Annotated in this window: 26 protein-coding genes; 19 read left to right on the forward strand and 7 right to left on the reverse strand. The window is 72.1% G+C overall.

Features of this window, described 5'->3' with window-relative positions; genetic code table 11:
- The first annotated feature begins 125 nt into the window (after positions 1 to 125).
- Entirely contained in the window at positions 126 to 752 is a 627-nt protein-coding gene (locus ACZ7PG_RS21875; RefSeq protein WP_470240936.1) for a glyoxalase, read from the forward strand.
- A gap of 12 nt (positions 753 to 764) precedes the next feature.
- Here the strand turns inward: ACZ7PG_RS21875 and ACZ7PG_RS21880 are convergent, their stop codons facing one another.
- Complete coding sequence (locus tag ACZ7PG_RS21880; protein WP_470240937.1) at positions 765 to 1,403, reverse strand: nucleotidyl cyclase domain-containing protein; 639 nt, start codon at positions 1,401 to 1,403, stop codon at positions 765 to 767.
- A 214-nt stretch (positions 1,404 to 1,617) separates the two neighbouring features.
- Between ACZ7PG_RS21880 and ACZ7PG_RS21885 the strand changes: the two genes are divergently transcribed.
- Positions 1,618 to 2,679: a helix-turn-helix domain-containing protein gene (locus ACZ7PG_RS21885; protein ID WP_470240938.1), complete on the forward strand. Its 1,062-nt coding sequence runs from the start codon at positions 1,618 to 1,620 to the stop codon at positions 2,677 to 2,679.
- Positions 2,680 to 2,689: 10 nt separating this feature from the next.
- On the opposite strand, the gene ACZ7PG_RS21890 is transcribed toward ACZ7PG_RS21885, so the two are convergent.
- Positions 2,690 to 3,172 carry a DinB family protein gene (locus ACZ7PG_RS21890; protein WP_470240939.1) on the reverse strand — a complete coding sequence of 161 codons (483 nt, stop codon included), beginning with the start codon at positions 3,170 to 3,172 and terminating at the stop codon, positions 2,690 to 2,692.
- A 75-nt stretch (positions 3,173 to 3,247) separates the two neighbouring features.
- On the opposite strand from ACZ7PG_RS21890, the gene ACZ7PG_RS21895 reads away from it, so the two are divergent.
- Positions 3,248 to 4,042, forward strand: coding sequence for a PIG-L family deacetylase (locus ACZ7PG_RS21895; protein WP_470240940.1), 795 nt, complete (start codon positions 3,248 to 3,250; stop codon positions 4,040 to 4,042).
- A gap of 495 nt (positions 4,043 to 4,537) precedes the next feature.
- Here the strand turns inward: ACZ7PG_RS21895 and ACZ7PG_RS21900 are convergent, their stop codons facing one another.
- Positions 4,538 to 4,933 carry a RidA family protein gene (locus tag ACZ7PG_RS21900; protein ID WP_470240941.1) on the reverse strand — a complete coding sequence of 132 codons (396 nt, stop codon included), beginning with the start codon at positions 4,931 to 4,933 and terminating at the stop codon, positions 4,538 to 4,540.
- Between the two features lie 47 nt (positions 4,934 to 4,980).
- Here ACZ7PG_RS21900 and mtnA point away from each other — a divergent pair, with 47 nt between their 5' ends.
- Entirely contained in the window at positions 4,981 to 5,946 is a 966-nt protein-coding gene (mtnA, locus tag ACZ7PG_RS21905) for an S-methyl-5-thioribose-1-phosphate isomerase (protein WP_470240942.1), read from the forward strand.
- Here the strand turns inward: mtnA and ACZ7PG_RS21910 are convergent.
- A complete protein-coding gene (locus ACZ7PG_RS21910; RefSeq protein WP_470240943.1) occupies positions 5,943 to 6,158 on the reverse strand; it encodes a ferredoxin in 216 nt (71 codons plus the stop codon). The two genes, mtnA and ACZ7PG_RS21910, sit on opposite strands and share 4 nt — an antisense overlap.
- Before the next feature lie 14 nt (positions 6,159 to 6,172).
- Positions 6,173 to 7,363 (reverse strand): cytochrome P450, encoded by a 1,191-nt coding sequence (locus tag ACZ7PG_RS21915; protein ID WP_470240944.1) that lies wholly within the window; start codon positions 7,361 to 7,363, stop codon positions 6,173 to 6,175.
- 115 nt (positions 7,364 to 7,478) lie between these two features.
- Here ACZ7PG_RS21915 and ACZ7PG_RS21920 point away from each other — a divergent pair, with 115 nt between their 5' ends.
- Genes ACZ7PG_RS21920 through ACZ7PG_RS21935 form a run of 4 tightly spaced genes read left to right on the forward strand, consistent with a single transcriptional unit; the run spans position 7,479 to position 10,003 of the window.
- Positions 7,479 to 7,988 carry a PadR family transcriptional regulator gene (locus ACZ7PG_RS21920; protein WP_470240945.1) on the forward strand — a complete coding sequence of 170 codons (510 nt, stop codon included), beginning with the start codon at positions 7,479 to 7,481 and terminating at the stop codon, positions 7,986 to 7,988.
- Complete coding sequence (locus tag ACZ7PG_RS21925) at positions 7,985 to 9,199, forward strand: cytochrome P450 (protein ID WP_470240946.1); 1,215 nt, start codon at positions 7,985 to 7,987, stop codon at positions 9,197 to 9,199. Before ACZ7PG_RS21920 ends, ACZ7PG_RS21925 begins: the two co-directional genes overlap by 4 nt.
- 5 nt (positions 9,200 to 9,204) lie before the next feature.
- Complete coding sequence (locus ACZ7PG_RS21930) at positions 9,205 to 9,402, forward strand: ferredoxin (protein ID WP_470240947.1); 198 nt, start codon at positions 9,205 to 9,207, stop codon at positions 9,400 to 9,402.
- A 37-nt stretch (positions 9,403 to 9,439) separates the two neighbouring features.
- Positions 9,440 to 10,003 carry a TetR/AcrR family transcriptional regulator gene (locus ACZ7PG_RS21935; RefSeq protein ID WP_470240948.1) on the forward strand — a complete coding sequence of 188 codons (564 nt, stop codon included), beginning with the start codon at positions 9,440 to 9,442 and terminating at the stop codon, positions 10,001 to 10,003.
- 58 nt (positions 10,004 to 10,061) lie between these two features.
- Here the strand turns inward: ACZ7PG_RS21935 and ACZ7PG_RS21940 are convergent, their stop codons facing one another.
- The gene (locus tag ACZ7PG_RS21940; protein WP_470240949.1) at positions 10,062 to 12,806 is read right to left on the reverse strand and encodes an FAD-binding and (Fe-S)-binding domain-containing protein; all 2,745 of its coding nucleotides are present in this window, start codon (positions 12,804 to 12,806) and stop codon (positions 10,062 to 10,064) included.
- A gap of 84 nt (positions 12,807 to 12,890) precedes the next feature.
- On the opposite strand from ACZ7PG_RS21940, the gene ACZ7PG_RS21945 reads away from it, so the two are divergent.
- The 8 genes from ACZ7PG_RS21945 (at position 12,891) to ACZ7PG_RS21980 (ending at position 20,470) form a co-directional block, all read left to right on the forward strand.
- Complete coding sequence (locus tag ACZ7PG_RS21945) at positions 12,891 to 14,036, forward strand: GAF domain-containing sensor histidine kinase (protein ID WP_470240950.1); 1,146 nt, start codon at positions 12,891 to 12,893, stop codon at positions 14,034 to 14,036.
- Positions 14,012 to 14,656: a response regulator gene (locus ACZ7PG_RS21950; RefSeq protein WP_470240951.1), complete on the forward strand. Its 645-nt coding sequence runs from the start codon at positions 14,012 to 14,014 to the stop codon at positions 14,654 to 14,656. The genes ACZ7PG_RS21945 and ACZ7PG_RS21950 overlap by 25 nt, the downstream gene beginning before the upstream one ends.
- Before the next feature lie 13 nt (positions 14,657 to 14,669).
- Positions 14,670 to 15,485 (forward strand): PHP domain-containing protein, encoded by an 816-nt coding sequence (locus ACZ7PG_RS21955; RefSeq protein ID WP_470240952.1) that lies wholly within the window; start codon positions 14,670 to 14,672, stop codon positions 15,483 to 15,485.
- A gap of 118 nt (positions 15,486 to 15,603) precedes the next feature.
- Positions 15,604 to 16,413, forward strand: a complete 810-nt coding sequence (locus ACZ7PG_RS21960; RefSeq protein WP_470240953.1) for an ABC transporter ATP-binding protein — start codon at positions 15,604 to 15,606, stop codon at positions 16,411 to 16,413.
- Positions 16,410 to 17,183 (forward strand): ABC transporter ATP-binding protein, encoded by a 774-nt coding sequence (locus ACZ7PG_RS21965; protein WP_470240954.1) that lies wholly within the window; start codon positions 16,410 to 16,412, stop codon positions 17,181 to 17,183. The genes ACZ7PG_RS21960 and ACZ7PG_RS21965 overlap by 4 nt, the downstream gene beginning before the upstream one ends.
- A complete protein-coding gene (locus tag ACZ7PG_RS21970; RefSeq protein WP_364379875.1) occupies positions 17,180 to 18,058 on the forward strand; it encodes a branched-chain amino acid ABC transporter permease in 879 nt (292 codons plus the stop codon). The genes ACZ7PG_RS21965 and ACZ7PG_RS21970 overlap by 4 nt, the downstream gene beginning before the upstream one ends.
- Positions 18,051 to 19,223 carry a branched-chain amino acid ABC transporter permease gene (locus ACZ7PG_RS21975; RefSeq protein ID WP_470240955.1) on the forward strand — a complete coding sequence of 391 codons (1,173 nt, stop codon included), beginning with the start codon at positions 18,051 to 18,053 and terminating at the stop codon, positions 19,221 to 19,223. Before ACZ7PG_RS21970 ends, ACZ7PG_RS21975 begins: the two co-directional genes overlap by 8 nt.
- A complete protein-coding gene (locus ACZ7PG_RS21980) occupies positions 19,220 to 20,470 on the forward strand; it encodes an ABC transporter substrate-binding protein (RefSeq protein ID WP_470240956.1) in 1,251 nt (416 codons plus the stop codon). Before ACZ7PG_RS21975 ends, ACZ7PG_RS21980 begins: the two co-directional genes overlap by 4 nt.
- Here ACZ7PG_RS21980 and ACZ7PG_RS21985 read toward each other — a convergent pair.
- Positions 20,412 to 21,473: a Glu/Leu/Phe/Val dehydrogenase dimerization domain-containing protein gene (locus tag ACZ7PG_RS21985; RefSeq protein WP_470240957.1), complete on the reverse strand. Its 1,062-nt coding sequence runs from the start codon at positions 21,471 to 21,473 to the stop codon at positions 20,412 to 20,414. The two genes, ACZ7PG_RS21980 and ACZ7PG_RS21985, sit on opposite strands and share 59 nt — an antisense overlap.
- 80 nt (positions 21,474 to 21,553) lie before the next feature.
- Between ACZ7PG_RS21985 and ACZ7PG_RS21990 the strand changes: the two genes are divergently transcribed.
- The 3 genes from ACZ7PG_RS21990 (at position 21,554) to ACZ7PG_RS22000 (ending at position 23,005) form a co-directional block, all read left to right on the forward strand.
- Positions 21,554 to 22,015 carry an Lrp/AsnC family transcriptional regulator gene (locus ACZ7PG_RS21990; RefSeq protein ID WP_470242370.1) on the forward strand — a complete coding sequence of 154 codons (462 nt, stop codon included), beginning with the start codon at positions 21,554 to 21,556 and terminating at the stop codon, positions 22,013 to 22,015.
- A 122-nt stretch (positions 22,016 to 22,137) separates the two neighbouring features.
- The gene (locus ACZ7PG_RS21995; protein WP_470240958.1) at positions 22,138 to 22,395 is read left to right on the forward strand and encodes a hypothetical protein; all 258 of its coding nucleotides are present in this window, start codon (positions 22,138 to 22,140) and stop codon (positions 22,393 to 22,395) included.
- 40 nt (positions 22,396 to 22,435) lie between these two features.
- Complete coding sequence (locus ACZ7PG_RS22000) at positions 22,436 to 23,005, forward strand: GNAT family N-acetyltransferase (RefSeq protein ID WP_470240959.1); 570 nt, start codon at positions 22,436 to 22,438, stop codon at positions 23,003 to 23,005.
- Positions 23,006 to 23,026: the final 21 nt, after the last annotated feature.

The raw sequence follows: 23,026 nt of genomic DNA on the forward strand, positions 1-23,026 counted from the left end.
CTTCACCAGTTACCGGCGACGTCTCGCCACGGACAGCCCCGGTCGAGCGCGTTACCGGCGACGTCAGGCCAACCGATCAGGAATCGAGAAGCGCCGGTCACCGCCCCCGACCTAGCGTTACCGGCATGACGAACATCGACTCCATCACCCTCGAGGTTTCCGACATCGCCGCCGCCGAGCGCTTCTACGCCGACGGGTTCGGCCTCACCACCCAGCTCCGGTTCCGGACCGCCGCGGCCGCCTCCACCGGCTTCCGCGGCTACACCCTCTCCCTCGTCGTCGCCCAGCCCGCCGACGTCGACTCGCTCATGGCCACCGCTGTCGAAGCCGGGGCCACCACGCTCAAGCCCGCCGCGAAGTCCCTGTGGGGCTACGGTGGCGCCGTCCAGGCGCCCGACGGTGCCATCTGGACCCTCGCCACCTCGACCAAGAAGGACACCGGGCCGGCCACCCGGGCGATCGACTCGATCGTGCTGCTCCTCGGTGTCCAGGACATCCTGGCCAGCAAGAAGTTCTACGTCGACCACGGTCTCACCGTCGGGAAGAGCTTCGGCCGCATGTACGTCGAGTTCGACGGCGGGAGCGGACCCGTCAAGCTGGCGCTCTACCGGCGGAAGGCGCTCGCCAAGCAGGCCGGCGTCGCTCCCGAAGGCACCGGTGCGCACCGGATCGCCGTCAACGCCGGCGTGCCGTTCACCGACCCGGACGGGTTCGCGTGGGAAGTCGCCACGACCCAGTCGCTCGACGCCTGACCAGGCGATCAATCACCCGTTCGGGAATTCGAGCAGGGTGCCGTGGCCGACCGGGACCGCGTCGTCCCGGGCCGGCGACGCGGACTTGGGGCTGCCCACGCAGACGTACCCGGCGTACGTCCGGTCCTTGACCCGCTCGGCCACCGGCCGGAACCGATCGGGCCGGAGACCGCGGAACCGCGTCGCGACGACGTCTTCGTACAACCGTTGTGAGACGACCACCACGACGTCGTCGCCGGCGTGCCGGACGAGCGCTTCGCGCACGGCCACCGCGTCGAGCAGCCGGCAGGCGACGATCGGGGCGTCCCCGATGGGGCCGAAGACCCCCGCGGTCAGAGCGCCGTGGTGCATCGAAATCCGCAGCCGCAACCGCGGGCAGCTGCCGCGCGCCAGTTCTTCCACCACCTCGTGGACGAAGTCCGCGACGACGAGGGAAACGTCGGAATCGGCGGGCAGCACCGCCAGCTCACCGTCCCCCCGCGGTTGCCGGAGCCATTCGGCGCGAACGAGACCGGCCCGTTCGGCAGCGCGGTCGAGAACCTCCTTCAGCCGGAGCAGAACCGCGGTCTGGTCGAGGATCCCCATTCTCGAGAATCCCTCGACGTCGACCGCTACGACGAGTCCGTAGACGAGTTGACCTTCGTGAAGCATGTCCATCCCCTCGGCAGAGCCGATGTCCCTCACACGATTGAACAGTCGGGGGCAGTTTCCGTGCCACGTCCGCGGACACACGAAGACGAACTCGCTCCCGGGACGCCGAAGACGTCGAGGTCCCCCGATTTCCGCCGGTTCCGGCACCCCATCCCGCTCGGAAAGCGTGAGACGATGTGGGACACAACCGGCCGACGTGGGACACGATGCCAAGATGCCTCCTTCCCGACCCGGGCCATTCGGTGACCTTGACCCGTCCGGGGTCACGACGCTCACCCAGCTGGCCGCGCTGCTCCGGCAATGCCGGGTGCGCGCCGGGAATCCGTCGCTGCGCGACATCGAGCGGCTCGGCGAGAAACGCGGGCACACCTTGCCCCGCTCCACCGTGGCCGGCGTCCTGGCCGGCCGGCGCGCGCCGCGGCGTGATCTGCTGCTGGCCCTGCTGACCGCGTACGGAGTTCCCGAAGAAGACCGGGCGGGATGGACGATCGCGTGGGAAAGGGCCGTCGCCGGCCGGCCGGCGGAAAACGCGGACTTCGGCCCCGATCCGGCCGCCGGGGAATCGGCCGACATCTGGCGGTTCCCGCCGGACGAGCCGGTGGTGATCACGTGCGGGCGAATCCCGGAATCGATGGTCAACAACCTCCCGGCGAGCGATCCGCGGGATCCCGACTACGTCGATCTGCTGACCTACGCCGATCCGGACGCGCTGGTCCACCTCTTCGGCCACATTCGCGCCCTGAACCCGGATAACCACGTCAAGTTCGCGACGACGAGCGAACTGCAGCCCGCGGACCACGCCAGTCACCTGGTGGTGATCGGCGGGTCGGATTTCAACCTGCTCACCCGCGACATGTTCGCCGCCCTGCACCTGCCCGTGAAGATGTCCCCGCGTTTTCCCGAAACGGATTGGCTCGGCCTGGAAGTCGGCAACGGGGAGGGAACCCGGCGCTTCAGCCCCGTCCTCGGCGACGAATACGGGGCGCGCATCCTCCACGAGGACGTGATCCTGTTCTTCCGCGGCCTCAACCCGGCCGACCGGCGGCGCACCATCACGATCTGCGCTGGCATGTACGCCCGCGGCACGCTGGCCGCGGCCCGGTGCCTGACCGATCCGGTGCTCGGGCCGGTGAACCAGGACTACCTGCGCCGCCGGGTCGGTGCCAACCCGCACTTCGGGTTCGTCGCGAGGGCGTTCGTCATCGACCGGATGCTGGCCCCGCCGGACCTCACCGCCCCCGGGCACCTCCTCTACGAATGGACGCGCCCGGAGTGACCGGCCGCCGTCAGCGCGGCCCGAGCCCGGTGCGGCCGTCGATCAGCTCGCGGACGACGTCGAGGTGGCCGGCGTGCCGGGCCGTCTCCTCGATCATGTGCAGGACCACCCCGCGCAGGTCGGCGATCTCGTCCCCGAGCGGCGACGGGTGGCGCTGCTTCGGCACCGCGGACAACGGCGTCGCGGCGAAGATCTCGTCGGACCGGCGGCACTGGTCGCGGTAGAACGCGAAGACGACCTCCGGGGGCCGGGGCGTGGTCGACGGCGCGGGGCCGGCCGGCCACGCGACCGGGTCCGCGGTGCCGGTGACGATCTCCTGGAACCAGTGCCGCTCGGCGTACCCGAGGTGCTCGACCATGCCGAGCGGGGTCCAGCCGGTCGGCAGGACCGGGGTCGTCAAGGCGTCCTCGCCGAGTCCGTCGAGGATCGCGAGGACGCTTTCGCGCTGGGCACGCAGGAAAGCCTGGAGCGTGCGCTTCTCGTCGTCGGCCACGACGGGAAACCCTAACGGGCAGCAGCGCACCTTGGCGGACGGTTTTTGTCGGTGGTGTTCGGTAGCGTCGGAGACATGGCAACACTGGTCACCTTCCACGCCCACCCGGACGACGAATGCCTGCGCACCGCCGGGGTGATGGCCAAGGCCGTCGCCGAGGGGCACCGCGTCGTGCTCGTCGTCGCCACCAAGGGCGAGGCCGGCGAGGTCCCCGAGGGCTTTCTCGCCGAGGGCGAACACCTGTGGGAGCGGCGCGTGCGGGAGTCGCACGCGGCCGCGGAGATCCTCGGGGTGGAGCGCGTCGAGTTCCTCGGCTACCGCGACTCCGGGATGATGGGCGAGTCCACGAACGACGACCCGGAGTGCTTCTGGCAGGCGGACGTCGAAAAGGCGGCCGAGCAGCTGGCGGCGATCCTGCGCGAGGAGTCGGCGGACGTCCTGACGGTCTACGACGACAACGGCGACTACGGCCACCCGGACCACATCCAGGTCCACCGGGTCGGCATGCGGGCGGCGGAGCTGGCGAGCACCCCGCGCGTGTTCCAGGCGACGTTCAACCGCGAGTTCATGCAGCGCGGCTTCGAAGCGGCGGTCGAGCAGGGGTTGATGCCCCCGGAGGCGGCACCGAAGCCCCCGGAGAACGTCGAGTTCGGCAAACCGGAGGCCGAGATCACGGCGGCGGTCGACGTGTCGAAGTATGTGGGGGCGAAGCGCGCGGCGATGCGGGCGCACCCGAGCCAGATCAGCGAGGACATGTTCATGCTGGCCATGCCGGACGACGCGTTCGCCTTCGCGTTCGGGACCGAGTGGTTCATCCGGGCCGGCCAGGGGCCGGGGATCACGGAGACGGATCTGCTGGCCGGGCTGTAGGACAGTCGGCTGGTCGCGAGTGTCCGGCCGGGGCCGGGGCCGGGGCCGGGGCCGGGGCCGGGGCCGGGGCCGGGGCCGGGGCCGGGGCCGGGGAGAGGCTAGCGGCGTAGGCGAGCCGAGTGGGTGGCTTGGCGGCGGGAATGCGGTGCTGCCGGGCGTGCCTCGGCGCGGGTTGTGCGGATTTTGCTCCCCCGGCGACCAGGCTGCTCGGCGGTGAACCGCGAACCTCCCCGCGATGCGGCCGTGGTCGGCCTCCGGCGCGGGGCCTCAGCCGATCGCGGCCCCCGACATGCCCGACCAGCCCTCCGCCGCGAGGCCCCAGCCGACTGCAGCCCGGCCAACCTCCGGCGCAGGGCCCTCAGCCGAGCCCGATCCCGCCAACTCCGGCGCGAGACCTCAATCGGCCTCAGCCCCCGGCGGGCTCCTACGCGGGCCCCAGCCGACCGCACTCCCCACCGAGCCTGCCCAGCTCCAGCCGACCTCAGCCCAGGCCGGTCAGTCCGGCGCGGCCGTCACGTCCAGCTCCACCAGCTGGCCCGCGTACCCCAGCCGGGCCACCCCCAGCAACGTGCTCGCCGAGGTGAACGCCGCCCCGATCGCCGACTCCGTCAGCCGGTCCCACACCGCCGACAGCACCGAGCGGTCCTCCGTCACCACGTAAATCACCGTCCGGACCACGTCGGACGGCGACGCGCCCGCGAACTCCAGGGCCGAAGCCGTGTTGGCCACCACCTGGTCCACCTGGGGAAGGAGCCCGTCCACCACCGCACCGTCCGGGGTCAGCGGGCACTGGCCGGCCAGGTACACCGTGCGGGCCGATGTCGCCACCGTCACGTGGTGGTAGCCCGGTGGTGCGTGCAGGCCGGGCGGGTTCTGCCGTTCAATGGTCACCACCGCATCATCACCGGGCGCGCAACCGAGAAACGCCGGGAGGGCACGTGCGCAGGACCATCGACTGGGCCGGCGACGCGATCGTCGTCATCGACCAGACCGCGCTGCCCGGCGAGTACCGGCTGCTGCACCTGCGGACCGTCGGTGAGCTCGTCGACGCCATCCGGCGCCTCGCCGTCCGCGGGGCGCCCGCCCTCGGGGCCGCCGGGGCCCTTGGGGTCGCCCTCGCGGCCCGGACCAGCGAAAACGTCGAAGCCGACGCCGCGCTGATCGCCACCGCGCGGCCCACCGCCGTGAACCTCGGCTGGGGCGTCGAGCGCGCGCTGAAGAAGCTTCACCACGGCCCGGACGCCGTCCTCGAAGAAGCCCTCGCCCTCCTCGACGAAGACGAAGAGCTCAACAAGACCGCTTCACGCCACGCCGCCGAGATCGTGCTCGCCACCTGCCCGCGACGGCCGCTGCGGCTGCTCAGCCACTGCAACGCCGGGCGCCTCGCGACCGTCGGCTGGGGCAGCGCCCTCGGCGTCGTCTGGCACCTGCACGCCCGCGGGCTCGTCGAGGAAGTCCTGGTCGACGAGACGCGCCCGCTGCTCCAAGGCGCCCGGCTGACCGCGTGGGAGCTCGCGCAGGAGCAGGTCCCGTACCGGGTCCAGCCGGACGGCGCGGCCGCCGCGGCGATGGCGCGCGGGATGGTCGACTGCGTGCTCGTCGGCGCCGACCGGATCGCCGCGAACGGCGACGTCGCCAACAAGATCGGCACCTACGGACTGGCGATCGCCGCGAAGCACCACGGCGTGCCGTTCGTCGTCGTCGCGCCTTCGTCCACAGTGGACAGCAGGCTCGCGGACGGCGCGGGCATCGCCATCGAAGAACGCGATGCCCGCGAGCTCACCGAATACGCGGGCGTGCCGACCACCCCGCCGGGCACGCGGGTCTTCAACCCCGCGTTCGACGTGACGCCGCACGAGCTCGTCACGGCCGTGGTCACCGAGCACGGCCGCTACGAGCCTTAGGGACGCGGGCCGATCTCACGACCGCCGTCGGTCACCGTGATGGCCATCGCCGGGCACGAGTCCGCGGCGTCCAGCACCGTTTCGTCGGCGTCGACGTCCGAAACCGCCGTCTGCGCCACCGCGCCGTCGAGGACGAAGACCTCGGGCATCAGCGCGGCGCACATCCCCGAACCGATGCAGGTGTGTTCGTCGACTTCCACGTGCCAGCTCATGGCCACCTTCCGAGTCACCAGCCGATCGGCATCGACCGCGTTCCGCGGACGAGCATCTGCGTCTTCCACACGATATCGCCGGCCAGGTGCAGCCCCGGCAGCTCGGTGACCAACGCGCGGAGCGCCTCCTGCAGCTCGAGCCGGGCGAGCGGCGCGCCGAGGCAGTGGTGGACGCCGTGGCCGAAGCCGAGGTGGTGCTGGTCCTCGCGGTCGAACCGCAGGCCCTCGGCGTCGTCGAACTGCAGCCGGTCGCGGTTGGCCGCCCCGATGGCCACCAGCACCGGCTCCCCCGCCCGCACGAGCACGCCGCCGACCTCGACGTCTTCGGTGGCGTAGCGCGCGAACCCGGCGCCCGCGCCCAGCGGCACGAACCGCAGCAGCTCCTCGACGGCGGCCGGGATCAGGTCCGGGTCGGCGACCAGCCGCTCCCACTGCCCGGGCTGGTCGAGCAAGGCGTAGACGAAGTTGGGGATCTGGCTCGCGGTGGTCTCGTGCCCGGCGACGAGGATGCCGACGCACAGGTCGACCAGCTCCAGCTCGGTCAGCCGGTCGCGGGTGTCGCGCGCCTCGATCAGCGCCGTCATCAGGTCGTCCTGGGGCCGCGCCCGGTGCTCCGCGATCAGCCCGCGCATGTAGTCGCGCAGCTCTTCGCGGTTGCGCTCGAACTCCTCGGGGGTCAGGCCGCTGGTCGACAGCGCGGCGTCGCTCCAGACGCGGAACTTCGGCCGGTCGCCGACCGGGACGCCGAGCAGCTCGCAGATGACCGCGACCGGGATCGGCAGCGCGTACAGGTCGACGAGGTCGGCGGGCGGTCCGGCCGCCTTCATGTCCGCGATCAGCCCGGTCGCGAGCTCGACGACGCGCGGGCGCAGCAGCTCGACGCGCCGCATGGTGAACGCCTTCGCCACCAGCGTCCGCAGCCGCGTGTGGTCCGGCGGGTCCATCTGCAGGATGCCGCCGTCACGCTGGACGGGCGAGCGGCGCGGCGCGTCCTTCTCCTTCTCCATCGCCCGCGAGAACCGGCGGTCGCCGAGCACCAGCCGGGCGTCGGCGTAGCGGGTGGCCAGCCAGGCCGGGTCCCCGTACGTCATCTTGACCCGGACCATGCCCTCGGCGTCGCGGGCGGCCGCATAGGCCTCGTTGAGGTCGAGCCCGGCCTCCTCGTTGAAGGGGTACGAGAGCGGCTCGGTGTGGGCGACGGTCATGCGGAAACCCCCGTGGTCGGATTGTAAGCGACTGCTTACAACGCTACACAGTTTCTCCCCACCTGTCACGGTCCGCCATTGCCAGGTCACGGAATCCTAGGTTACGGTGACATAGGTGTGGATCGAGATCCTCTTGCTGTCGAAGCTGGACCGCGAGCCGATGCACGGCTACGAACTGCGCAAAGCCGTGGAAGCGTCGACGGGCCACACCTTGTCGAACAACTCGCTCTACCCGACGCTGCGGCGCTTCGTCGACGCGGGCGCGGTGAGCCGCAGCGCGGAGGAGCAGGAGGCCAAACCGCCGCGGCACGTCTACACGGTCACCGATGTCGGGCGGGAGCTGCTGCGCGACATGCTGGCGGACTTCCCCGGCGAGCTGGCGCTGAACGAACCGGAGTTCCTCGCCAGAGTGGGGAACTTCGGCCGGCTGAGCCGCGACGAACGCGCTCGCGTGCTCGACGTCCGAAAACGGGCGCTGCTCGCCGAGCGGGCGCGGGTCACCGGGCTCGCCGCCGGGCAGGCCGACCCGTGGAGCCGCGCCGCGCTGCACCACGTCATCGGGAAGTTCGACGCCGAGCTCCGCTGGCTCGCCGACCTCGAAACCGAACTGAGGAGAGACGCATGACCACCACCGAAGAGACGCCTCGCCTCCCCTTCACCCGGGCGAACGCGCTCGCCATCGCGCCGGACTACGAAACGCTGCGCCGGCAGGCCCCGATCAGCCGGGTGCTGACCCCGGCCGGCGACCCGGCGTGGCTGGTGACGTCGTACGAAGAGGCCAAGGAGATCTTCCGTGACAAGCGCTTCGGCCGTTCACACCCCGCGCCGGAGCGGGCTTCGCGGATTTCGAACGCCGCGATCCAGGACGGCCCGAGCGGGGACTTCGAGACCGAGGAAACCGAGCACAAGCGGATGCGCCGGATGCTCGCGCCCGCGTTCTCCGCGCCGCGGATGCGGGCCCTCGGCGACCGGATCGCCGAGCTGACCGACCGCTGCCTCGACGACCTGCAGGCCGCCCACGACGCGCGGCCGGGCGAGCCGGTCGACCTGACCGACTTCCTCGCGTTCCCCTTGCCCGTGCTGGTGATCTGCGAGCTGCTCGGCGTGCCGTACGAAGACCGCGAGAAGTTCCGCGGACTGTCCGAGCGGATCGCCATGATGGACGGCGGCGAGGACGCGCAGGCGGCCATGACCGAGTTCAAGGCCTACATGACGAAGCTGGCCGACGCCAAGCGCGCGGACCCGCAGCCGGACGTCATCTCCGACATGGTCGCGGTCCAGGCCGACGACCCCACGTTCACCGACGACGACCTCGCCCGGATGGGCGCCGGCCTGCTGTTCGCCGGCCACGAGACGACGTCCACCCGGATCGCGATGGGCACGCTGTTCCTGCTCAGCGACACCGCCCGCCGCGACCGCTTCGCCGCCGACCCCGACGGCGAGGTCAACCAGACGATCGAGGAGATCCTGCGGCTGACGGCGACCAGCGGCACCGGCCTGCTGCGCTACGCCCACGACGACGTCGAGGTCGCCGGGACGCGGATCATGCGCGGCGACGCGGTCCTCATCTCCAGCGACGCGGCCAACCGCGACGCGGCGGTGTTCGCCGACCCGGACGAGTTCGACCCGGCCCGCACGCCGAACGTCCACCTGGCCTTCGGCACCGGCGCGCACGTCTGCATCGGCGCCAACCTCGCCCGCACCGAGCTGCGGACGGTGTTCCCCAAGCTGTTCTCGCGGTTCCCCGGCCTGCGGCTGGCGGCCGGGATCGACGAGATCCCGGTCCGCGTCAACCGCGTCGCCGGCGGGGTCGACGCCGTCCCCGTGACGTGGTGAGCCCCATGAAGATCACCGCGGACACCGACAGCTGCGTCTCCTCCGGGCAGTGCGTGCTGCTCGCGCCGGGCACCTTCGACCAGGACGAAGAGCTCGGCACCGTCGTCCTGCTTTCCGACGGGCCGGCGGCCGGCGAGGAGGACGCGGTCCGGCAGGCGGAGCTGACCTGCCCGGCCGCCGCGATCCGCCTTTCCGGCGCCTAGGCGCGCCCGCGTCCGGTTTGCCGGTTAGCCTGCTCGGATGAGCGAACAGGCTGGCCGGCGCCGGGACGCGGCCGCGACGCAGCGCGCGTTGCTGGACGCCGCCGCGACGTTGTTCGCCGAGCGCGGCTTCGACCGGACGACCGTGCGCGAGATCGCGAGCCAGGCCGGGGTCAATCAGGCGCTGCTCTTCCGCTACTTCGGCAGCAAGGACGCGCTGTTCGAGGCGGTCATCGCGCGCAACGGGCGCGAGCAGCTGGCCAGCACCCCGCCCGAGCGGCTCTTCAGCGCCTCCTTGCGCGGCATGCTGGCCCCGGAGGGCACGCGGAACCGGACGCTGGAGACGTACTTGCGCTCGTCGGGCAGCGACGGCGCCGCGGCCGCGATCCGGCAGGAGATCGGCGAGGAGTACGCGCAGGTGCTGGCGACGCTGACCGACGCGCCGGACGCCGAGCTGCGCGCCGACCTCGCGCTGGCCTGGCTGATGGGCATCGCGTTGGTCCGCGAGATCTCCGGCACGGAACCCCTGGCCAGCGCCGACCCCGACGAGGTCTGCCGCCTGGTGCTCACCGCGACGCGCACCCTCCTGGAGCGCGCGGAATAGCCGTGGGGAGTCCTACCGCACTGGTCGTGAGTGAGAAACAGGGTTAGAACACGGTTTCTCACTCACGACCGGGCAGCGCGCGGCGGAGTAGCTCCGCCAGGTGCACCGGGGTGCGGCCCGACTCCTGGGCGATCTGCGTGCGGCAGCTGAAGCCGTCGGACACCACCAGCGTCTCCTCCGGCGTCGCGCGGATCGCCGGGAGCATCCGGTCCTCCGCCACCGCCTTCGACACCTCGTAGTGGCCGCGCTCGAAGCCGAAGTTGCCCGCCAGGCCGCAGCAGCCCGAATCGAGCGTCGTGTTGCGGACCCCGGCCGCGGCGAGCGCCGACTCGTCAGCGCCGAAGCCCAGAACCGCGTGCTGGTGGCAGTGCACCTGCGTGATCGCGTCGACGTCCAGGTCCGCGAACGGGATCGGGGCCCGCTCCAGCAGTTCCGCGAACGTGAACGTCCGGGAGGCCAGCACGGCGGCTCGCGCGTCGCCCGGCAGCAGCGCCGGGAGATCGCCGCGGAACAGGGCCGTGCAGCTCGGCTCCAGCCCGGCCACCTCGTAGCCCTCTTCGAGGTAGGGCGCGAGCACGTCCAGCGTCCGGGTCAAGACGCGGCGCGCGACACCGAGCTGGCCCGTCGACACCCATGTCAGTCCACAACAGACTCCGCGGTCCGGCAGGACGACGTCGTAGCCCGCCGCGGTCAGCACCTCGTTGGCGGCGTCGAGCACCGAAGGCGTCAGGTAGTTGTTGAACGAGTCCGGCCACAGGACGACTCGACGCTCTCCCGAAGCCTTACGCCGCAAGTCCGCACGCGACGACGTGAACGGCGATGGGGCGAACGTCGGCAGCGCACGTTCCGGCGCGATCCCGCCCAGGCGTTTCACCAACCGCGCCAAAGAAGACCGCCCGACGGCGTTGGCCAGCCGCGGCGCCCGGGCGCTGAGCCGCAGCCACAGCGGCAGCCAGCCCATCGAATAGTGCGACGCCGGGCGCAGCCGCCGCCGGTAGTGCTGGTGCAGGAACTCCGCCTTGTACGTCGCCATGTCGACGTCCACCGGGCAGTCCGACAGGCATCCCTTGCAGGACAGGCACAAGTCGAGCGCGTCGTGGACTTCGGACGAACGCCAGCCGTCCGTGATCACCTCGCCGTTGATCATCTCGGCCAGCAGGTGCGCGCGCCCGCGCGTCGAGTGCTGTTCCTCGCGGGTGGCCCGGTAGCTCGGGCACATCACGCCGCCGCCGCTGGTGTTGCGGCACTTCCCGACGCCGACACAACGCCGCATCGCCTGGCCGAAACTCCCCCGGTCTTCCGGATAACCGAGGAAGACACTGTCCTCAAAGGACGGTGTCGTGGCCCGCACGCGCAGGTCGGCGTCGACCGCCCGCGGCGCCACCAGGATGCCGGGGTTCATCCGCCCGGCCGGGTCGAAGATCGCCTTGAACCGCCCGAAGAGGTCCATCATCTCCGGGCTGTACATCCGGGACAGCAGCTCGGAGCGCGCCTGGCCGTCGCCGTGCTCGCCGGACAGCGAACCGCCGTGCGCCGCGACGAGGTCCGCCGCCTCCTCCAGGAACCGCCGGAACCCCGCCACGCCGGACGCGGACAGCAGGTCGAAGTCCAGCCGCAGGTGCAGGCAGCCTTCGCCGTAGTGGCCGTAGACGACGCTGCGCCGCCCGTGCGCCCGCATCAGCTCCTTGAACTCGCGCAGGTACGCGCCGAGCCGCTCGGGCGGGACGGCCGCGTCCTCCCAGCCCGGCCAGGCTTCCGAGCCGTCCGCGAGCCGGGTCGCGAGCCCCGCGCCCTCCTCGCGGATGCGCCACAGCCGGCGTTGCGCGGCCGGGTCGTCCAGGATCGCGAAGCCCGTGAGGTCGAGCGACGCCGCCAGCGCGCGGGCCCGCGACGCCGGGTCGTCGCCGGCCAGCTCGACGAACAGCCAGGCCCCGCCCGGCGGCAGGTCGTCCGCGCGGCCCGGCAGCATCGCGACGAGCTCGGCGTCGACGCCCTCGACGGTCAGCGGCGACCACGGCAGGATCGACGGCACGGCGTCGGCCGCGGCGATGTCGGACGGAAAACCCAGCACCGCCAGCACGCGGCGCGCGGGGAGCTCGGCCAGTTCGACCGTGGCTTCGAGGATCGTGACGCAGGTGCCCTCCGAGCCGACGAGCGCCTTCGCGACGTCGAACCCGTTCTCCGGCAACAGGTGTTCGAGCCCGTAGCCGGACACGCGCCGCGGCCACGTCGAAAGTTCCTTGCGCAGCAAGGCCAGGTTGTCCCGCACCAGCGCGCGCAGCTCGTCGAAGATCCGGCCTTCGGTGGGCTCGTCGCGCCCGACGCGCAGCCGCGTGCCGTCGTAGAGCAGGACGTCGAGCGAGCGGACGACGTCGACCGTGCGCCCCCAGGCCACCGAGTGCGAGCCGCACGCGTTGTTGCCGATCATCCCGCCGAGCGTGCAGCGGCTGTGCGTCGACGGGTCCGGGCCGAACCGCAGCCCGTGCGGCGCGGCGACCGCCTGCAGGTCGTCGAGGACCGTCCCGGGCAGCACCCGCGCGAGCCGCGTCCCCGGGTCGAGGGAGAGCACGCCGCCGACGTGGCGCGAGGTGTCGATGACAAGGCCCGGCCCGCACGCGTTGCCGGCGACGCTGGTGCCGCCGCCGCGGGCGATCACCGGCAGGTCGCGGGCGCGCGCCTCGGCGACCGCGGCGACGACGTCGTCGACGGACCTCGGCAGCACCACGCCCCGGGGCACGTGGCGGTAGTTGGACGCGTCGGTCGTGTACAGCGCGAGCGTGGCGGCGTCGGTGAGGATCTCCACGCCCCCATTCAAGTCGACGGACGGCGTCCGTACCTCTCCAGCCGGGTATGTCCGAAACCACACCCCGTGTGCCATCGTGATCGGGTGACGGCAAAGGAGCACGTCGCCGAGTACAGCGCGGTGCTGGGCGAGCTGCTGCGCGAGCGCGAAAAGCTGCTCGGCACGCTCGACCGCGTCGCCGCGCTGCACGGGACCGCGCGCCTGGTCCGGGAGACGGTCGGCGCGAAGGCCGGGTTCGTCGCGGAGCTCGACCAGCCGGGGCTCGCCGTGATCCGCTGGATGTCCGGCACCCGGACGGACTCGCTGCAGGACCTCGCGGTGCCCGTCGGCCAGGGCATCGGCGGGCGGGTGCTGGCGCTGGGCCGGCCGGTCCGGGTCGCCGACTACGTCAGCTCGCCCGCGATCACCCACCAGTTCGACGCCCAGGTGCGCGGCGAGGGTCTGGCGGCGATGCTCGCCGTCCCGGTCGTCGCGCGCGGCGAGACCGTCGCGATCGCGTACGCGGCCATGCGCGAGCCCGCCGACTTCGGCGACGACGCCGTCCGGCGGATGGAGGAGGTCGCCTGCCAGGCCGGGACGGCCCTGCAGCTGGCGAAGGTCGCCGAGACCGACCGCACGGCCGCGGTGGCCGGCGAACGCCTGCGGATGCAGAGCGCCCTGCACGACTCCGTCGGCGCGCTGCTGTTCTCCATCGGCGTCCAGGTGCGCGACCTGCACGGGGACGTCCACGGGAACCCCGGGCTGGAGGCGCGGCTGCGCCGGCTGGAGGGGGACGTCTCGGCGGCGGCCGGGGCGCTGCGGGAGTCGCTGCTGGCGCTGTCGGAGTCCAGTCCGGAGCGGGCGCTGCCGGTCGAGCTGGCCGAGCACTGCCGCTCGTTCCAGGCGCGCTGCGGCGTCCCGGCCCGGTTCGTGCAGCTCGCGGCGGTGCCGCCGCTGGACGCCGAACGCACCGCGCTGCTGGTCGCCGCGGTCCGCGAAGGGCTGCTCAACGTCGAGAAGCACGCGCGGGCGTCGTCGGTGATCGTCAGTCTCCTGCCCAGCGAAGACGGCGTCCAGGTGGTCGTCGCGGACGACGGCACCGGCGCGGTGACCGTCCCCGGCACGGGCACGGGCATGGGCCTGCGCACGCTGTCCGGGCGCGCCCTGCGGCTGGGCGGCCGGGTCAGCCTGGTCCGCGACGACGACGACGGCTGCACGCTGCGCGCGTGGGTGCCGCTGGTGCGGTCGTGACGCGCGCGAGCGTGCTCGTCGTCGACGACCACCCGGTGGTCCGCGACGGCGTCAGCCTGCTGCTGCGCTCCGACCCGTGCCTGGCGGTGGCGGGTTCGGCGGAGTCGGGCCGGGCGGCGATCCAGCGCGTGTCGGAGCTGCTGCCGGACCTGATCCTGCTGGACCTGCGCCTGCCGGACATGCTGGCGCCGGAGGTGATCGCCGAGCTGCGGCGCGTGCACCCGGCCGCCCGGATCGTGGTGTTCACCGCCCACGGCGACCACCAGGGCGTACTGGCGGCGCTGGACTCCGGCGCGCACGGTTGCCTGCTGAAGGATGTGGCGGGCACCGACCTGGTCGCGGCATTGCGGCGGGTGCTGCGTGGCGAGCGGGTGGTCGACCCGCGCATCCTGCCCGACGCCGGGCAGCGATCGGACGCGCTGGCCCGCAGCGGCCTGACCCGCCGCGAGTACGAGGTGCTGCGCCTGGCCGCGCAGGGCCAGACGAACCCGGAGATCGCGGAGTCGACGGGCCTGGCGCGCAACACGGTGAAGACGTACCTGCAGTCGGCCCTGCACAAGCTCGGCGCCCGCAACCGCGTCGAGGCGATCGGCAAGGCCAGCGAGGCCGGCCTGCTGTGAGATCCTCGCCCGGGTGACCATCGACCTGCACGCGCACAGCACGGCCTCGGACGGGACGACGCCGCCCGCGGAACTCCCCCGGCTGGCCGCCGAGGCCGGGCTTACCGTGCTCGCCCTCACCGACCACGACACCTTCGCCGGGCTGGAAGCCGCCACCGCCGCCTCGGACATCGAGATCGTGCCCGGCGTCGAGATCTCCTGCCGGCTCGACGACGCCGAGGTGCACCTGCTCGGCTACTTCGCCGATCCCGGGTACGCGCCGCTGGCCGCCGAGCTGGAGCTGATCCGCACCGATCGCACGCGCCGCGCCGTGCGGATGGTCGAGCGCTGCCGGGAGCTGGGTGCGCCGATCACCCTGGCGCAGGTCGAGGCGATCGCCGCGGGAGCGCCGCTCGGCCGGCCACACATCGCCGCGGCCCTCGCCGCCGTCGGCATCGCCGATGCCTTCACCCCCGACTGGATCGTCGACGGCGGCCGGGCCGACGTCCCGAAGCACGTCCTGTCCACAGTGGACGCGATCGGGCTGGTCCGCGCGGCCGGCGGCGTGACCGTGCTGGCGCACCCGCGGTCGGTGAAACGCCGCGCGGAGGTCAGCGACGCGCAGCTGGCCGCGCTCGCGTCGGCCGGGCTGACCGGGCTCGAGGCCGACCACCCGGAGCAGGCCCCCGAGGTCCGCACGCGGCTGCGGGAGGTGGCCGCCGGACTCGGTTTGCTCGCGACGGGCTCCAGCGACTTCCACGGCGACCGCAAGCCGGTCCGCCTCGGTGAGCACACCACCTCACCCGCCGTGTTCGAGGCGCTGCGGGAAGCCGCCGTGTCCGTTTTGTAGCCGGTTACCTCTCCACGTGGGGGTGTCCGAGGACCCGACCCCACCGCAGGATGACCGCCACCGACGGTGACTCACGTCACACGAGTGGAGGAGGCGTCGTGCGTCCAGGAGTGAGTCCGTGCTGACCGTGCGTGGTCTGCGGGTGCGGTACGGCCGGTCGACGGCCGCCCTGCACGGTGTCGACCTCGACGTCTCCGCCGACGGCGTCCTCGCCGTGCTCGGCAGCAACGGCGCCGGCAAGTCCACCCTGCTCAGAGCCGTCTCCGGCACCCTCCGCATGCACCGGGGCGCCATCGAAGACGGCGAGATCCGCTACGACGGCCACGCGCTCGGCAAGCTCGACCCCGCCCGGATCGTCCGGCTCGGCGTCGTCGGCGTACCCGAGGGGCGGCAGGTCTTCGCGCGGATGACCGTCGAGGAGAACCTGCGCGCCGGCGGCATCGGGGCTCGGACCGCCGCCGAACGAACGGAGGCACGCGAGCGCGTCGACGAGCTGTTCCCGGTGCTGACCGAACGCGCCAAGCAACGCGCCGGCCTGCTGTCCGGCGGTGAGCAGCAGATGCTGGCCATCGGGCGGGCACTGATGTCCGCGCCGCGGCTGCTGCTGCTCGACGAACCGTCGCTCGGGCTGGCGCCGAAGATCGTCGCGCAGATCGCCCGGACCATCCGCGAGATCCACGAGCAGGGCACCGCCGTGGTGCTGGTCGAGCAGAACGCCGTGATGGCGCTCGGCGTCGCCGACCACGCCGTAGTGCTGGAGGTCGGCCGGGTCGCGCTCGCCGGGACGGCCGCCGAGCTGTCCGCGAGCCAGGACGTCCAGCGGCTCTACCTCGGCGGCCACGCCGAGTCGCAGGAGACCGCCGACGCCGAGGCCGAACGGGCGCGCGAGCACCTCGCGGGCCGGACGCTGTCGAGGTGGGCCGGATGACGCCGCCGGAGCTGTGTGTGGAGGGCGTTTCCTTGCGGTTCGGCGGGATCCGCGCCCTCGACTGCGTGAGCTTCACCGTCGCCCCCGGCTCGCTGCACGCGCTGATCGGGCCGAACGGCGCCGGGAAGTCCAGCTGCTTCAACGTGATCAGCGGCCTCTACCGGGCCGACGACGGCCGCGTGCGGCTCGGCGACACCGACCTCACCGGGCTCGCGCCGCACAAGCTCGCCGGGCTCGGCGTCGGCCGGTCGTTCCAGAACGCCGCGCTGTCGGCCGGCTCCACCGTGCTCGACAACGTGCTGCTCGGCCGCCACGCGCTGACCCGCGGCGGGTTCCTCGAGGTCGGGCTGCGGCTGCCGTGGACGGTCCGCGCCGAACGCCGGCACGCCGAGCGCGCGCGGGAGATCTGCGCGTTCCTCGGCCTCGGCGACGTCGTCGACGCACCGGTCGGCGCGCTGCCCTACGGCGTCGTCAAGCGCGTCGACCTGGCCCGCGCGCTCGCCGTCGAGCCGGTCCTGCTGCTGCTCGACGAGCCCGCGGCCGGGATGAACGCGGCGGAGACCGCGGAGCTGGCCGGCACGATCAGCGGGATCCGCGCCGAGCTGGGCATCTCGATCCTGCTCGTCGAGCACGACATGGGCCTGGTGATGGGCATCGCCGACCGGGTCACGGTCCTCGACTTCGGCCGCCGCATCGCCGACGGCACCCCGGCGCAGGTCCAGGCCGACCCGGACGTCATCAAGGCCTATCTGGGCACGGAGGCGGCGTGAACACATTCCTGCAGCTCACGGTGAACGGCCTCGGCAAGGGCGCGGTGTTCGCGCTGCTCGCGCTGGGGTTCGTCATCATCTTCAAGGCCACCGAGGTGGTCAACTTCGCGCACGGCTCGCTCGTGCTCTTCGGCGGCTACCTCGTCGTGGTGACGCGGGACGCGCTGGGCTGGGTGGGCGCGTCGCTCGTCGGCATCGTCTCGGCCGGGCTGCTCGGCCTGGTCGTGGAGCGGCTGCTGCTGTCGCGCTCCCGGCACGCCGACGCGAACAGCCTGGCCCTGCTCACCATCGGCGTCGACGTGATCGTCACCGAGGAGATCGTCCGCCGCCTCGGCGTCACGCTGCCCTTCCTCGGCGGCGCCTGGGACGCACAGCCGTTCCAGCTCGGCGGGATCACGCTGTTCCGCACGCACCTGGTCGCCCTCGGCGTCGCCGCGGTGCTCATCACGGCGTTCTGGCTGGCCTTCAAGTACTCGAACTGGGGCGTGGCCATGCGGGCGCAGGCGGAGAACCGCGAAGCCGCCGCGCTGATGGGCATCCGCAGCTCCCGCGTCACCGCGACCGCGTGGCTGGTCGCCGGGCTGCTGGCCGGGGTGGCGGTCCTGTTCATCGCGACGCAGGACTTCTCCGGCGCCGGCCTTTCGCGCGGGACGCACTCGATCGCGCTGGCCGCGTTCCCGGCCGCGATCCTCGGCGGCCTCGACTCGACGGCGGGCGCGGTGGTCGGCGGCCTGGTCGTCGGCCTCGTGGAAGCGCTGTCCGCGCAGTACGTGTCGTTCGACTTCTCGAAGAGCGCGGTGTTCCTCGTGATGCTGGTGGTCCTGGTGGTGCGGCCCTCGGGGCTGTTCGGCACGAGGGAGCGAACCCGTGTCTGACAGCGCCGTGTCCGAAGTGGACAGACCACCGGTCGCCGAAGCCGCGCCGCCGAAGCGCCGTGACGCGGGGAAGCTGGTGCGCCGGGCCGCGTGGCTCGCGCTGCTGGTCGTCCTGCTCGCCCTGCCGCTCTACCTCGACGCCGCCTGGCTCAAGGCCGGGCAGTACATGATGATCGGCGGGGTCGGCGCGATCGGGCTGACGCTGGTGGTCGGGCAGGCCGGGCAGCTTTCCCTGGCCCACGCGTTCTTCCTGCTCGCCGGCGGCACGGCGTACACCGTCCTTTCCGGACCGACCGGCGACGACCGCGTCGTCGGCTTCGGCCTGGACCCCGGCCTGGCCCTGGTCGGCGCGGTCGTCGTCTCGGCGCTGCTGGGCCTGGCCTTCGCGCCGGTGGCCGGGCGGCTGCGCGGGATCTACCTCGGCGTCGCCTCCCTCGCCCTGGTGTTCCTCGGGCTCTACTTCGGACAGTCCGCCGAGGAGCTCACCGGCGGGACGTCCACCGGGCGCGCGCCGGCGCCGTTCTCGCTGTTCGGCTTCCCCTTCACCAACGACGGGCCCGAGCTCACCCTGCTCGGCGTCCCGATCCGGCAGGCCGAACGCACGTGGTACCTGTTCCTGCTGCTCACCGCGCTCGCGTTCGTGATCGCGCGCGGTGCCGTGCGCGGCCGGGTCGGCCGGTCATGGCGGGCGGTGCGCGACAACGAGGCCGCGGCCGCGGTGATGGGCGTCAGCGTGCTGCGGGCCAAGGCGGGCGCGTTCGCCGTCTCGTCGGCCTACGGCGGGCTCGCCGGCGCGATGACCGTGCTGTGGTTCGACATCCTCAAGCCGGACGAGAGCGAGTTCGGCACCTACGGCATCAACGTGTCCATCGCCTACCTCGCGATGGTCATCATCGGCGGCCTCGGCTCGGTGCCCGGCGCCCTGGTCGGCGCGTTGATCGTCAACGGCCTGCCGCAGGTGCTCGCCCTGTACTCCGCCGACCTCGGCTGGTTCGCCGGCACCGGCGACGGCGCGCTGACCCCGATCCTGGTCAGCTCGTTCGTCTACGGCGCCGCGATCATCCTCGTCGTCCTGTTCGAACCGGGCGGGCTGACCGCGATCGGCCGCCGGCTCACGCAAAGACGTTTTCGCCGTCAACCCCGTCAACCCGCGGAGGAATCATGAAACGCACACACCTGGCGGCGGCGCTGGCGGCCGTCCTCGCGCTCTCGGCGTGCAGCACGAAAGCGGGCGACGCGGGCTCGTCGGGCCCGGACAGCTCCGGCGTCAAGACCGGCAAGGGGGTGACGGCCACCGAGGTGACGCTCGGCGTGATGACCGACAAGTCCGGCGTCTTCAAGAACCTCGGCCTCGGCGTCACCCAGGGCAACGAGCTGTGGGCCAAGGACTTCAACGCCGCCGGCGGCGTCTGCGGCCGGCAGGTGAAGCTCGAAGAGGTCGACCACGGCTACAAGGCCGACACCGCGAAGACGCTGTACCCGCAGATCGAGCCGAAGGTGCTCGGGTTCGTGCAGCTGCTCGGCTCGCCGGTGGTGGCCGCGCTGAAGCAGAACCTGGCGACCGACAAGGCCGTCGCCGCGCCCGCGTCGTGGTCGTCGGAGCTGCTCGACAACCCGTACGTGATGATCGTCGGCACCACCTACGACCTGGAGATCATCGACGGCCTGGCGTACCTGCAGGAGCAGGGGCAGCTCAAGGACGGCGACACGATCGCGCACGTCTACATCGACGGCGAGTACGGCAAGAACGGCCTGCGGGGCTCGCAGTTCTACGCGAAGAAGCACAACCTGACGGTCAAGGAAGTGAAGATCACCTCGACCGACAGCGACCTGACGAACGTCGTCACCGGGCTCAAGGGCGCCGGGGTGAAGCTGATCGCGCTGACCACCACGCCCGCCCAGACCGGGTCCGCGCTCGCGGCGAACAAGGCGCTCGGGCTGAACGTGCCGGTGCTGGGCAACAACCCGACGTTCGACCCGGTGCTGCTGAAGAGCCCGGCGGCGAACGCGCTGGACAAGCTCACGATCGTCGCCAGCAGCGTGCCGTTCTCGGCCGACCTGCCGAAGGCCAAGGACGTCGCGGCGAAGTTCAAGGCCGCCTACAAGGAGACGCCCAACGGCGGGGTCCCCTACGGCTACGCGGTCGGCGAAGTGTGGGGCGCGGTGCTCAAGAAGGCCTGCGACAACAAGGACCTCACCCGCGACGGCATCGCCGCGGCGCTGAAGCAGACGACCTCGGCCGGCACGGACGACCTGGTCGCGGCGCTCGACTTCTCCAAGCCGGGGACGCCGGCGACGCGCCAGGTGTACGCGGCCACCCCGGACGCCACGGCCGAGGGCGGCGTCAAGTACGTCAAGCCACTGTTCGAGGCACCGGAGGCCAAGGAGTACGTGGCTCCGCACCAGAAGTGAGCCGTCGCGCGGCCAGCGCGGCCGCCTCGTGCAGCGGGGTGGTCGCGTTGGCTTTCGCGGCGTCCAGCAGGTCTTCGACGGTCTTCCCGATCGTCTCGACGCGGGCGAGCGCGGCCTCGTGGTCCAGGCCCTCCGCTTCCCGCGAGAGCGTGTAGACGATCCCGCCCGCGCTCGCGACGTAGTCCGGGACCCACAGGACGCCCCGGGCGGCCAGGTCGTCCGCGACGGAGTCCTCGGTGAGCTGGTTGTTGGCCGGGCCGACGACCAGCGGGGTGTCGAGCCGGGCCACCGTCTCGGGGCTCAGCACCCCGCCGACCGCCGCCGGGACGACGACATCGGCGCTCAAGGTGAGCGCCTTCTCGGGCTCGGCCCAGGTCAGCCCGCCGCTTTCGGCGTCGGCGCGCTTCGCCGGGTCGATGTCGGAGACGACGACGTCGGCACCGGCCGCGTGCAGGCTCGCCGCGAGGTGGGCGCCCACGGAGCCGTAGCCGCTGATCACCACCCGGCGCCCCGTCATGTCCGCGGAGCCGACCGCCGCGCGCAGGGCGGCCAGCACGCCGACGGCGGTCGGGCCGCTGGAGGAGCCGGTGCCGCCCGCGGACTCGGGCGTGCAGAACGCGAACGCCGAGACCTCGCGCAGCACGAGCATGTCGGCCGGGCCGGTGCCGACGTCCGGGCCGGCCAGGTAGGTGCCGCCGAACTCGGCGATCAGGTCGGCGTGGTCGAGCAGGACGTCCCGGCGCTGCGCCGGCGAGAGGACGCGGCCGGGCTCCAGCGCGAGGACGCTCTTGCCGCCGCCGAACGCGAGGCCCGCGACGGCGCACTTCGCCGTCATCGCGGCGGACAGGCGGAGGACGTCGTCCACGGCCTGGACGGGCGTGGCGTAGGCCTTCATGCGGCAGCCGCCGACGGCCGGGCCGAGTGCGCTCGAGTGGATCGCGACCATCGTGGTGACGCCGGAACGACGGCCACGCCGGGCGACGAGCTGTTCATGTGCGGTCATGCCGACCGAAGTTAGGGTGAACATCGACGCTGATGACTGTCCGCCGAACTAAATTCGGTGGAACCGAGGAGGGCCCCGTGCTGGACGAACTTGATTCGGCGATCGTGCGCCACCTGCAGGAGGACGCCCGGCAGACCAACCGGGACATCGCCCGGAAGGTCGGCATCGCGCCCTCGACGTGCCTCGAACGCGTCCGGCTGCTGCGGGAGCGGGGCGTCATCCGCGGCTACCACGCCGACATCGACCTGGCGAGCCTCAACCGCGGCGTCCGGGCGCTCATCGCGGCGCAGGTGCGACCGTTGAGCCGGGCGGTCATCGACGAGTTCCAGCGCTCGATCTCGGACCTGCCGGAGGTGCTTTCGGTCTACGTGACCGCGGGGAGTGACGATTTCCTGATCGAAGTGACGACACCGGACATCGACGGGCTGCACGCTTTCCTCGCCGACCGGCTGGCGTTGCGCCGCGAGATCGTCGGCTTCCGGACGTCGATCGTTTTCCGGCACCTCCGGAAGACGACGCTTGAACCCCTCCCACCGGGGTAACCCTGGTGTGGACGACACGCCACCCCTAAGTGTTCCCCTGAAATACCCGGGTTCGCACCCTCAAAGGCGGAAAATGTCGGTGTCGGGCGGTCTAATGAGCACGACGGGAAGGAGGCACCGCCATGACAACGGAACTGAACCACCGGGAGCGGGCCACATTGAGAGCCGTGGCCGGGGGCCACGCCGAGATCAGCTGCAGCTGCGAGCCCGACCTGTTCATCGACGGCCTGAGCTGCTGCGACCAGTCCACCGTGCACCGGCTGGCCCGGCTCGGCCTGATCGCACCCGCCCGCCCCGGCAAGTGCGGCACCCGCGTGCCCGCCGTGCTGACCGAGGCCGGCTCACTGGCGCTGGGCGAGGTCTTCGCCATCGCCGCGTAATTGTTTTGCCACACTCTGGGGTCACTGACAGCATCACCTGATGCACGTATTCCTCGAAACCGAGCGGCTGATCTTGCGCCGGTTCACCGAGAACGACGCCGACTCGCTCTTCGCGCTCTATGACGACCCGGCCGTGATGAAGTACCTCAATGGGGGCCGGCCGGCGGACCGCACCGAGATCGTCACACTGGATCTCCCCGCGTTCCTCGGTTACTACGAGCGTTTCCCCGGTTACGGGTTCTGGGCGGCGATCGAGAAGAGCACCGGCGATTTTCTGGGGTGGTTCCATTTCCGCCCGCGCCCGCACGATCCCCCGGACGAGCCGGAGCTGGGGTACCGGCTGCACCAGCGGGCCTGGGGCAAGGGCTACGGAACCGAAGGGTCGGCGGCGCTGCTCGCCAAGGGCTTCACCGAACTGGGCGTCCGCCGCGTGACGGCGGCGACCATGGTGGTGAACAAGGCTTCGCGCCGCGTGATGGAGAAACTGGGGATGACGTTCGTCCGCACGTACTTCGAAGACTTCCACGACCCGGCCCCGGGTTCGGAGCACGGCGAGGTCGAGTACGCGATCACCCGCGAAGAGTGGGCTGCCGCGGCCGGTCGTGAGTGAGAAACAGGGTTAGAACACTGT

Source organism: Amycolatopsis sp. NPDC114504, assembly GCF_055633595.1.